Origin of the sequence: Vibrio sp. 11-4(1), from assembly GCF_013048625.1 — a bacterium.
GTDB lineage: Bacteria > Pseudomonadota > Gammaproteobacteria > Enterobacterales > Vibrionaceae > Vibrio > Vibrio diabolicus.
Window position 1 is genome coordinate 48977 of record NZ_VHSY01000005.1, and the last position, 11738, is coordinate 60714.

Genomic DNA, 11738 nt, shown 5'->3' on the forward strand with positions numbered 1-11738 from the left:
TTTTCTTATTTTCGTCATTTGAGTGTAGAGATTATTTGCTTAATTTTAAGTGATTTACCTTCCACCCTAGTTTGATTGGACATTTTATGAGCATAAAAGTGATATCAATACGCACTTGCAATTGATAATCAATTTCATTTAATATCAAAGCAAATCAACTCTTGTGGAGATGGACATGAATATTGAGCAATGCTGGATGCGCTACTTAAAAGCAGAGCAATTGATGGAACAAGGCCACTGGCCCGAGGCACATCGTTTATACGACGATGTACTCAGCAATCTACCGAACCACATTCATTCGGCGCTCGAAAATGCTCAAACCAAACCTTGTCAGTTTGTCTGTCTCATCACCGGGCTGAGAGATGCGTGCGTCGCACAATCGGAGATTCTCAACAAACTCGGATTGCAGCACGATGCTTTTTCAACACTCAATCAAACGTACGCACTGTTCCAATTCTTGCAACTAGAGAATCATGAACTTATTGAGCGTGTGGGTCATTTACTTGGTCAACAAAGTGAAGACTTGTTAGCTCATATGGCGGCATTTTGCTCTGCTCAACGCAATGCTCAATGGATGATTGAGCTAGACCATGTGACGCGCGCACATGAGCAGTTTTTGCATTTGCAAGCGATGAGTTCGGCAAAGCCTTCGCCTTCTCACCTTTATAATTAATCTAAAGCCCAAGCATTGAGGCCAGCTAGGTTTGTGCTGTCCATTGCTTGAGTATCATTTGCTTTACCAACCACAAGGATCTGTGATGTCTTCTAAAACCATTCTTTCGGTGAATAACCTATCGGTCAGCTTTACGACAAACGATGGGATCGTCGATGCAGTAAAGAATGTTAGCTTCGATTTAAAAGCAGGCGAGACGCTTTCCATCGTTGGCGAGTCTGGGTCTGGCAAGTCAGTATCAACCAATGCATTGATGAAACTATTGCCAGACAACGCTATTTTGCATACGAACTCATCCATCATGTTTGAGGGTAGCTCCATCTTGGATAAAACGGAGCGTGAAATGCAAAACATTCGCGGTGATCGTATCGGTATGATTTTTCAAGAGCCGATGACCTCACTGAACCCATACATGCGGGTGGGGATCCAAGTTGCTGAGGCCATCATGTGCCACCGTCCAGTGGATAGACGGAAAGCCAAAGCGAGAGTGTTAGAGCTGTTTGAACTGGTTCACATGCCAGAGCCAGAGAAAGCGTACAGCAAATATCCGCACGAGTTTTCTGGCGGTCAGTTGCAACGCATCATGATTGCGATGGCACTGATTAACGAACCCGATATTTTAATTGCCGACGAACCAACCACCGCGTTAGATGTCACGGTTCAAGCAGAAGTGCTGCACCTGATTAAAGAAATTCAGGCTCAGATGGGCATGGCGATACTTTTTATTACTCATGATTTAGGCGTTGTAAAACACTTTGCCGACCGTGTCATTGTGATGTGTAAAGGGGAAGTCGTCGAAGAAGGCGAAACGCAAACACTCTTCGAAGACCCAAAGCACGAATACACACGTATGCTGATTAACTCGATTCCAAAAGGCAGTAAGGACCCTATTAGCGAGAGTGCTACACAACTATTAAAAGCTGACGATATACGAGTCAAATTCTTGATAAAGTCGCATTTTATTGCCAGTAAAAATGAGTACTTCGAAGCCGTAAAAGGCATTTCTCTTGAGCTCAAACAAGGGGAAACACTCGGGATTGTTGGGGAATCCGGTTCAGGCAAGTCTACCCTCGGCCGCGCACTGATAGGCCTCCTGCCATCCACAGGTAAAATCGAATACAAAGGCCAAGATATGGCTTTGCTGACAAACAAAGAACGTTTTGAGCTGAAAAAAGACGTTCAGATGGTGTTCCAAGACCCTTATGGTTCGCTTTCTCCTCGTATGACTATCGGCGAGATCATCACTGAAGGATTAACTGTCCACCAGCCAATGTTGAGTAAAAAAGAACGTATGCAGAAAGCACGCGACGTGCTTCGAGAGGTTCGCTTAGATCCCGCGTCCATCAACCGTTATCCGCACGAGTTTTCGGGAGGCCAGCGTCAGCGTATTGCTATCGCGCGAGCACTGATCCTTGAACCTTCGTTTATTTTGCTTGATGAGCCGACCTCTGCATTGGACCGCTCGGTTCAACTGACTGTGATTGATCTCCTGAAAGATTTGCAGAAAAAGCATAACATTGGCTACTTGTTTATTAGCCACGATCTATCAGTCGTCAAAGCCCTTTCTGATCGTGTTCTTGTCATGCAAAAAGGCGAGGTCATGGAACAAGGTACAGCCGAAAATATTTTCCAAAACCCTAAAAATGACTACACGAAAAAACTGATAGATGCCTCATTTGATCTTGAAAACAGTGAAAATCAGCACAATGCGGCTTAGGTTCATCACAGTTTCATATTCATAAACTAGGATTAAGAAAAGGTGATGATTTCATCTTGTCTTAAGAATGGCGTAGCTGCCTTTCGGTTTGGCCGCCGAGACTGGTTGGTTCAAGAGTCAGACTTAGTCAACCTGGCTCAAATACTGGTAAACAGTATGAATTGAGTTCCCCCAACCATGAAAAATGCCGCGACAGTGTCGCGGCATTTTTTATTCTCAGAAGCTTCGAGCAACTAAGGCATTAAATCGACTCAATACCCATATTGTATAACGTAAATGCATACACGTCTGTGGTGAGGTCAATTTGCTTACTCAGCGGCATCCCTGCACCATGACCAGCATTGACATCAATGCGTATTAATACTGGATTAGCGCCTTGCTGCTTGTCTTGCAGCTCCGCAATAAACTTGTACGAATGTGCTGGAACCACACGATCATCGTGATCGGCAGTTGTCACCAATGTCGCAGGATACTGCACGCCTTCTTTTACATTGTGAACAGGAGAGTAGCCAAGCAAGTATTGGAACATCGCTTCGCTTTGTTCAGACGTGCCATAGTCATACTTCCAGCCTTCTCCAGACGTAAACGTGTGGTAACGCAGCATATCAAGCACACCCACGGCTGGCAGCGCCACCTTAAATAACTCAGGACGTTGCGTCATACACGCACCAACCAACAAGCCGCCATTTGAACCACCACGAATCGCTAGGCGCTCGGAGCTAGTGTAGTCGTTTTCAATCAGGTATTCCGCCGCCGCAATAAAGTCATCAAATACGTTTTGCTTTTGCTGCTGAGTGCCTGCGTTGTGCCAAGCTTTACCGTATTCACCGCCGCCTCGCATGTTGGCTACAGCGTAAATACCACCCAATTCTAGCCAGTTGGCCACATTACCAGAAAACATCGGAGTGAGGCTGATATTAAAACCGCCATAACCATACAGCATGGTTGGCGCACTACCATCAAGTGCGATGCCCTTCTTGTATGAGATGATCATCGGAACTTGCGTGCCGTCTTTTGAGGTGTAAAACACCTGTTTTGATTCATACTCACTGCGGTCGAATGGCGCTTTTGATTCTTGAAACAGCGTCGATTCACCAGACTCAACATCAAATGAGAAGATCGTCGGTGGTGTCACATAGTTAGTGAATGTGTAGTAAAGTGTGATTTCTTCTAACTTGCCAGCTAGACCATAAGCCGTGCCCTCTCCCGGCAGTTCAACATCTCGAATCCACTCACCTCGGTAGTTAAACTGCTGCACTTTAGAAAGTACATCCACCATATAAGTCGCAAACAGATAACCGCCACCTTTGCTAATTTCTAACGGCTGTTCTTGTTCAGCAATCACGTCAGTCCATCGTTCTGTTTGGGTGTTATAGCTGACAACTTTGCCGTTCGGCGCATCTAGGTTGGTGTAAAGCAGCAAGGTTTCGTCTTGACTATCAATCAAGTAGGTGTCGCCTTGCGTCGTATCGCGCAGTGTCACAATCGCTTGGGACTCAGACTGTAAATCGATATAAAACAGACGATTACCCGAGGTGGATTCTGCGCCAGAAATAATGAGGAAGCGGTCGTCTGTCGTCGTGGTACCAGACACATAACGGTGAACCTGCGTATCCAACTCACCGAAAATCACTTTATCTTCAGACTGAGGTGTACCAAGTTCATGATAATAAAGCTTGTGATGCTCAGTTCGCGCAGATAACTCACTGCCTTGCGGCTTATCATAGCTTGAGTAATAGAAGCCTTTGCTGCCCAGCCAAGAAATCGACGTAAACTTCGCATCCACAATCTCAGGCTCTAACTGTTCTTTGGTTTCGGCATCAATAACAAAGATCTTGCGCCAGTCACTGCCCCCTTCCGAGATGGAATACGCGACCAAACGATAGTCTTTAGAGAAGCTAACTTCGCCAAGAGAGGTCGTGCCCTCTTCGGAGAAAGTATTTGGATCAAGGAAAACCTCGGCTTCTCCCTCCCCTTTATGGCGATACAGCACGCTTTGGTTTTGCAAACCGTCGTTTTTGTAGAAGTAGGTGTAGTCACCACGTACAAATGGCTGGGAATATTTTTCGTAGTTTTGACTGTTCGCCACTAAGTCACGGATTTGTTGGCGGTACGGGATCTGACCAAGGAAATCGAACGTGACCGAATTTTGACCCGAAACCCATTGTGCGGTTTCTTCACTGCGATCATCTTCTAACCAGCGATAAGGGTCGGCAATGTCGTGACCAAAGTAAGTGTCCACGACAGAATCTTTACGTGTTTTTGGGTAATGCATAACGTCCGTGTTACTCCGTTGTTTTTATTAAGTTGTTTATCTTCAATCGTTTTATTGCGGTGATTACCTTAGAGCACCCAATATTGATTTCAACGACATTGTTTTAAATCTATGAAGAACCTAGAAATAATGAGATATCGTTAAGTAACGATCACGAATGTGCTCAATAAGCAGCTTCACTTTATTCGGTGGTTGACGAGTAAACGGGTACACCGCGTAGATACCCAGCTTTTTACCCACTAGTTCAGGAAAAATATCGACCAGTTGACCATTGCGAATATCGTGATACACCAAGCAGCGCGGGACGTAAGCAATACCATGGCCGCCCAGAGCGGCTTTACGTAATGCGGTCGCGTTATCAGTAGAAAAGCAGCCAGATACTTTGACGATGTAATTTCCGTCTTCGCCTTTAAACTCCCAATCCGTTGCACCTGTGGTTTGGTAAGCGTATTGCAGACAATTGTGCGTGGTGAGATCAATCGGCTCGATCGGTTTCCCATTTTTAGCGATATATGAAGGGGACGCGCACACCACCCATTGAGAATCGAGAATATGTCGTGCGATCAAACTGGAGTCGGCTAGGTAGCCAGTTCGAATGACTAAATCGTAACCATCAGCCACTAAATCGACAAAGCGATTATCCAATGACATGTCCACGGTCAGGCCCGGATGAAGGTTACAAAATTCGGCAACAGCATCAGCAAGTATCAAATCTCCAGAGATACACGGCACGGACATTTTTATGTGACCGCTCACATTCTCTCCAAAGCCTGCAACAGCGTCCATAGCCTCCTGAGTGGCCTGCTTCACATTTTTAGCACTGTGGAGTAACACCTTACCTGCTTCGGTTAAGGTCAATTTACGCGTTGTTCGATATAATAGCTGCGCCCCTATCTCTTCCTCCAACCTTGCCATTCTTTTGCTAACTACCGAATTTGTAAGGTTATTTGCTTCTGCAACCTTACTAAAACTGCCCAGTTCGATTACTTGAGAAAATAGGATTAAGTCGTCTGCTCTCATACGATTATGTCACTTTTGGAATTAATTATTTTCATTATTTCCCTATATCAACAAAAAATAAAGGAGTAAATTCACGCCAAATTAACAAAACCATTACAACAAAAAGTCACCTCTACAGCGGATTGACACCGTTCGAGAAGTCAGCGTACGAAGGATGTACAAATGAGTGAAACCCTACTTGCCCTAGTGGCATTTTCGCCAATTGTTGTTGCCGCCATCTTATTGGTTGGTCTCAACTGGCCTGCTAAAAAAGCCATGCCTGTTGCGTTCGGTTTAACCGTCGCTATTGCCCTAATGTTTTGGGATATGTCAGCCAATCGCGTACTAGCTTCTGTATTCCAAGGGCTAGGCATTACTGTCTCTGTTCTATGGATCGTGTTTGGTGCCATCTTCTTGCTCAACACTTTAAAACACACTGGAGCGATCACCACTATCCGTAATGGATTTACCGATATTTCAGCTGACCGCCGTGTGCAAGCCATCATCATTGCTTGGTGTTTTGGCTCATTCATTGAAGGCGCATCAGGGTTTGGTACCCCGGCAGCAATTGCTGCACCACTACTGGTTGCAATCGGCTTCCCTGCGCTAGCCGCTGTCCTAATGGGCATGATGATTCAGTCAACGCCTGTTTCATTCGGTGCGGTGGGTACACCAATCATCGTGGGTGTAAACAAAGGTTTAGACACGCATAACATCAGTGAGTCTTTGGCTGCACAAGGCGCAACATGGGAAATGTACCTGCAAGATATCACCGCGCACGTTGCTGTGATTCACGCTGTTGTAGGTACGATGATCCCTGTATTAATGGCGATGATGTTAACACGTTTCTTCGGCAAGAACAGAAGCTGGAGTGAAGGTCTGGATATTCTACCATTTGCTTTATTCGCAGGCGTCTCTTTCACTGTGCCATACGCGTTAACCGGTGTGTTCTTGGGTGCAGAATTCCCTTCACTTATCGGTGGTTTGGTTGGTCTTTCTATTGTTGTTACCGCAGCGAAAAAAGGCTTCTTAGTACCAAAGACTAAGTGGGATTTCGAAAGCGAAGACAAATGGCCTGCTGAATGGCTGGGCTCGCTAAAAGTCGATCTAAACGACAATCCAGGCAAGCCAATGAGCATCGTAAAAGCTTGGGTACCATATGTAATGCTGGCGGTAATTCTCGTCGCAAGCCGCGTAAGTCCGGAACTGAAAGGCTTTGTACAAAGCGTAAGTTTGTCGTTCAGCAATATTCTTGGTGAGACTGGTGTGAGTGCCGCTATTCAGCCATTGTACCTGCCAGGTGGCATCCTCGTGTTTGTCGCACTGCTTGCCGCAATGTTACAAAGCGGTAGCGCAAAGCCATTGCGTGAAGCGTTTGGCGAGTCAAGCAAAACACTGATTGGCGCGGGGTTTGTCTTGGTATTTACCATCCCGATGGTTCGTATCTTCATCAACTCTGGTATTAACGGCGCTGACCTAGCAAGCATGCCGGTCACAACAGCGAACTTTGCCTCTGACCTTGTCGGTTCTGCGTTCCCAGCACTAAGTGCCACCGTTGGTGCGCTGGGTGCGTTCATCGCTGGCTCAAATACGGTTTCAAACATGATGTTCAGCCAGTTCCAATTCGAAGTGGCACAAACACTGTCTATTTCGAGTGTGATTGTTGTGTCGCTTCAAGCCGTTGGTGCTGCCGCAGGTAACATGATTGCGATTCACAACGTTGTTGCCGCATCAGCCACCGTAGGCTTACTTGGCCGTGAAGGCGCAACATTACGTAAGACTATTATCCCTACGTTCTACTACATTGTAATGACGGGCATTATTGGTTTGGTGTTGATTTACGGCCTCCAAATGACGGATGTCTTGATGAAGTAACGCGAAACGCAGGGTTTGTAGCCCTGCCTAATTTGACACAGCTGTCAGCACTACTACCCCGACATGTTGATTTAGCTTGCTACATCAATCCCCCCCCCCGACAGCTGTGTCATCCTTTCCAATTTGTATAACTGATTGAGTGATTTAACAAAATTTTTCAATCAATTATGTAAATGAGTTACCAACATCACCAGTTCAAACGTAAGTGAACCATAGGTAACTATACTCATTTTGATGCCTTCACTGCTTTGCGATGAAGGCTCAACGAAAGAGCAAATTGCTCCACAACTTTGCTTAGAATAACCGCTAGGACACCATTATGATTATCTCAGCTTCTACTGACTACCGCGCTGCCGCGAAAGCCAAGCTTCCCCCGTTTCTATTCCATTATATTGATGGCGGTTCTTACGACGAACGCACGCTGAAGCGTAATACTGACGATTTAGGTGATGTCGCTCTTCGCCAACGCGTCCTACGCGATATGACAGATTTGAGCCTAGAAACCGAGATCTTCGGTGAGAAACTGGCAATGCCAATCGCGCTAGCTCCTGTTGGTCTAACTGGTATGTACGCGCGCCGAGGCGAAGTGCAAGCAGCAAAAGCAGCCGAGAAAAAAGGCATCCCGTTTACTATGTCGACTGTTTCGGTTTGTCCGATTGAAGAAGTCGCACCTGCAATTGAACGTCCAATGTGGTTCCAGCTTTACGTGCTTAAAGACCGTGGCTTTATGAAGAACGTGCTTGAGCGTGCAAAAGCTGCGGGTGTCACAACGCTGGTGTTTACCGTTGATATGCCAGTTCCTGGCGCGCGTTACCGTGACATGCACTCAGGCATGAGCGGCCCTAACGCAGCCATGCGTCGTGTATTCCAGGCGATGCGCCACCCAAGCTGGGCACTGGATGTGGGTCTACTTGGTAAACCGCACGACTTAGGTAACATCTCAACGTATCGCGGCGAACCAACAAAACTAGAAGATTACATCGGCTGGTTAGGCGCAAACTTCGACCCGTCTATCTCCTGGAAAGATCTTGAGTGGATTCGTGACTTTTGGGATGGCCCAATGGTCATCAAAGGCATCCTCGACGAAGAAGACGCCAAAGATGCGGTACGTTTCGGCGCGGATGGCATTGTGGTATCTAACCATGGTGGTCGTCAGTTAGATGGTGTACTTTCAAGTGCTAAAGCACTACCAAGCATTGCAGATGCGGTAAAAGGCGATCTTAAAATCTTTGTTGACTCAGGTATCCGTACTGGTCTTGATGTGGTTCGTATGCTCGCACTTGGTGCAGACTGCACACTGCTTGGTCGTTCATTTGTGTACGCATTGGCTGCACAAGGCGGCGCAGGCGTTGAAAACCTACTGGATCTGTACGACAAAGAAATGCGTGTAGCTATGACGCTTACTGGCGCGAAGTCTATCGCGGATCTTTCTCGCGATTCGCTAGTGAAAATCCCATAATCTTTGCAGGCGATTAAAAACAGAAACGAAAAAACGAGCCACAATTGGCTCGTTTTTTATTGCTCTTCAACCCGATAATTTGACGAGCAAGCTAGCTTACTTGGTGAACGTACTCAATCACGACTTGGTTGCCGTCGATAAACACGTTACTGATATCACCATCCACCGTCACACGATTTTGTAAATAAACCGTACCAGATGCAGATAGATCACGCTCCGTCAAAGACGGAATCACCTGACCAGGACGTACATGTAGCTGCTCGCATAGCTGTTTTACAAAACCTAGCGTCAGTGGAGAATTACCACGTAACAAGCCAGAAAACTCGTGTAGACTCAAACCAAGGCGCTTCGCCATTTCCATTTGAGTGATGTGCATTTTGGCTTTTTGTGACATCCAGATGTCGTAGAGCGCGTTTCGATCCAGCTCTGTAAATTCCATATCTGCCTCCGCTAATTCAAGAGCCAATACACTCTCACACTTACTTAAGATAAATGTTAGCGATAAGTCAGAGAAGTTATAATTGATCGTTCAAATATCAACGCACATCGGAGATGACGAAGCTCCGCACACGAATGGAACGGCGGCTCATCACCCAGTTTCGACCACTCACTTTTCACCTCACGAAATAGCCTACCTCAGGCGATTTATACATAAGTAAATGATTTAAAGGAAATCACTGGGGTGAAGGAGTAATATCTGCTACCTTTCCTTCCATGGTTCACTAGAAAGAAGTTACATATGTCACAGTGGTTTACCGATTTGCAAAGCTATATTGAAACATCTCATCAAGATTGGAGTGGAAGTGTCCTTTTCATTACACTCGCCAGCTTTATTGCTTGGATAGCTTGGCGACTGATCCGTTCTCGTCTCGCAGTACTAGTAGAGAAAACCCCTTTCCACTGGGATGACATGTTGCTTGATGCGCTAAAAGCGCCAGTCAGTACACTCATTTGGTGTTGGCCAGCAACCGTCTCTATCGGCATCATATTAGAGAGCGAGCTCAACGATAAAATAAACTGGTTAAGCACGCTGAAACTGATTTTGGTGATCAGTATCTTCGTCTGGACCGTTATGCGACTCATCACCAATGTTGAAGAGTACGTCCTAGAACAAAAAAACCGAGATGAAACCACAGTACAAGCGATAGCTAAAGTCGCGCGCTTGTTCTTTATTACCGTCGGAATTCTCACTGTGATGCAGGCGTTTGGCTTGTCACTGTCAGGATTGCTCACCTTTGGTGGTGTCGGTGGTTTAATCGTTGGTTTAGCGGCGAAAGATCTACTATCGAACTTCTTTGGCGGCCTTATGATCTACTTCGATCGACCGTTTAAAGTTGGCGACTGGATCCGCTCTCCAGATCGCCAAATTGAAGGTACGGTAGAGCGAATTGGCTGGAGAATGACCATCATCCGAACTTTCGACAAGCGTCCTCTTTATGTGCCAAACTCTGTGTTTAGCAACATAGTCGTAGAAAACCCATCTCGCATGCTAAACCGACGCATCTACGAAAAAATTGGACTTCGTTACGACGACGCCGAAAAAATGCCGCAAATCATTACAGCGGTGAAAGAGATGCTTAAGAATCACAAAGATATTGATGCACGCCAAACGCTTATCGTCAACTTCGATACGTTCGGTCCATCGTCACTGCATTTCTTCATTTATACCTTCACAAAAACCGTGAATTGGGTGAGATACCATGAGGTTAAACAGGATGTTCTTCTTCAAGTAATTAACATCATTAAAGAACACGAAGCAGATATCGCATTCCCAACTCAAACACTCAAGCTCGACCCAGTTCAAATGATAAAAGCTGAAGAGCAAGAAGATCACGGCTTCTAATTTCCACCAATACCAATAACAAAGCCCGCTTTATTTAAGCGGGCTTTTTCATTTTTTATTTGCTTGGATTGGTTAGTGTTGCATTAACACCATACGAGCATTCAACGGTTGGATGGGACGATTGTTTTCCCCCATCACTTTCGTAAACGCTTTAATCTGCTCAGGGGAAATGGTTTGTGCTTCTTTCATCACTAACCAACGTACCCCTTCAGAGCATGGTGGTGTCGTTAGTGAGCCATTAAAGCGATAATAGGCTTTGTCTTTTGGAAGCAGTGCATCCGCTTCAAATGGCAATTTAATCTCTACAGCTTGATCTTTACTTGGTATGTTTGCCAGTAACTTCGCTAAATCTGGGTTCGCTTTTCCGGATTGAAAAAACACGGCCACAACCGCCAAATGGCCAGTTGTATCAGCATGCACAAAGTGCGCTTCTAATGGGTATTCTTTGCCATCCACATGGTTTTCTGACGGAGTATGGAAGTGGAACTGCTTTAACGTGAATGCATTGCCATCAATCAACAGTGTGTTGTCACCCTCTAGGCTGGTTTGCAGGGTGTGGCCGTTATTGAGCAATGAGATTGCTTTGCCATGGTAGTCAAACTGCAATTTGTCTAACTTCGCTTCTGCTGCGGAGACAATATTAATTGGGCTTTGGTTTTGACCTTTGGAACATTCAGACGCAAACTCGCCCCAATGCTCAGGCCCGTGACTCCCCTCGTAACCCCAGCTTGCTGCGTAAGCTGTTCCTGTAAATACCAACGCCAAACCTAGTGCTGCCAGTGACTTCTTCATAGTTTTCCTTATTCCTTCAAGTTAAATGTTGTGAAAACAAAACCATACTAATCGCACAGAATTAAGCGGGAATAGAGTGAAAACTATGATTACAAAAGTTTTTTG

The 11738-nt window shown here is 45.7% G+C and carries 9 protein-coding genes; 5 read left to right on the forward strand and 4 right to left on the reverse strand.

What is annotated here, in order from left to right:
• Window positions 1-175: 175 nt before the first annotated feature.
• Window positions 176-673: a hypothetical protein gene (locus tag FKN16_RS11220; RefSeq protein WP_006741947.1), complete on the forward strand. Its 498-nt coding sequence runs from the start codon at window positions 176-178 to the stop codon at window positions 671-673.
• 85 nt (window positions 674-758) lie between these two features.
• A complete protein-coding gene (locus FKN16_RS11225) occupies window positions 759-2390 on the forward strand; it encodes an ABC transporter ATP-binding protein (RefSeq protein WP_170902709.1) in 1632 nt (543 codons plus the stop codon).
• Window positions 2391-2631: 241 nt separating this feature from the next.
• On the opposite strand, the gene FKN16_RS11230 is transcribed toward FKN16_RS11225, so the two are convergent.
• Window positions 2632-4665: a prolyl oligopeptidase family serine peptidase gene (locus FKN16_RS11230; RefSeq protein WP_170902710.1), complete on the reverse strand. Its 2034-nt coding sequence runs from the start codon at window positions 4663-4665 to the stop codon at window positions 2632-2634.
• A gap of 120 nt (window positions 4666-4785) precedes the next feature.
• Window positions 4786-5685, reverse strand: a complete 900-nt coding sequence (locus tag FKN16_RS11235) for a LysR family transcriptional regulator (protein WP_005375112.1) — start codon at window positions 5683-5685, stop codon at window positions 4786-4788.
• A gap of 162 nt (window positions 5686-5847) precedes the next feature.
• Here FKN16_RS11235 and FKN16_RS11240 point away from each other — a divergent pair, with 162 nt between their 5' ends.
• Together FKN16_RS11240 and lldD are read left to right on the forward strand one after the other, a co-directional pair.
• On the forward strand, window positions 5848-7539 hold the full coding sequence (locus FKN16_RS11240; RefSeq protein WP_006741952.1) for an L-lactate permease: 1692 nt from the start codon (window positions 5848-5850) through the stop codon (window positions 7537-7539).
• 319 nt (window positions 7540-7858) lie between these two features.
• Window positions 7859-8998, forward strand: a complete 1140-nt coding sequence (lldD, locus tag FKN16_RS11245) for an FMN-dependent L-lactate dehydrogenase LldD (RefSeq protein ID WP_005383962.1) — start codon at window positions 7859-7861, stop codon at window positions 8996-8998.
• Window positions 8999-9089: 91 nt separating this feature from the next.
• Here lldD and FKN16_RS11250 read toward each other — a convergent pair whose 3' ends face one another.
• Window positions 9090-9437 (reverse strand): helix-turn-helix transcriptional regulator, encoded by a 348-nt coding sequence (locus FKN16_RS11250; protein ID WP_005375109.1) that lies wholly within the window; start codon window positions 9435-9437, stop codon window positions 9090-9092.
• Window positions 9438-9737: 300 nt separating this feature from the next.
• On the opposite strand from FKN16_RS11250, the gene FKN16_RS11255 reads away from it, so the two are divergent.
• Window positions 9738-10841, forward strand: a complete 1104-nt coding sequence (locus FKN16_RS11255) for a mechanosensitive ion channel family protein (protein WP_046875767.1) — start codon at window positions 9738-9740, stop codon at window positions 10839-10841.
• Between the two features lie 72 nt (window positions 10842-10913).
• Here the strand turns inward: FKN16_RS11255 and FKN16_RS11260 are convergent, their stop codons facing one another.
• On the reverse strand, window positions 10914-11633 hold the full coding sequence (locus tag FKN16_RS11260; protein WP_006741954.1) for a carbonic anhydrase: 720 nt from the start codon (window positions 11631-11633) through the stop codon (window positions 10914-10916).
• Window positions 11634-11738 lie beyond the last annotated feature (105 nt).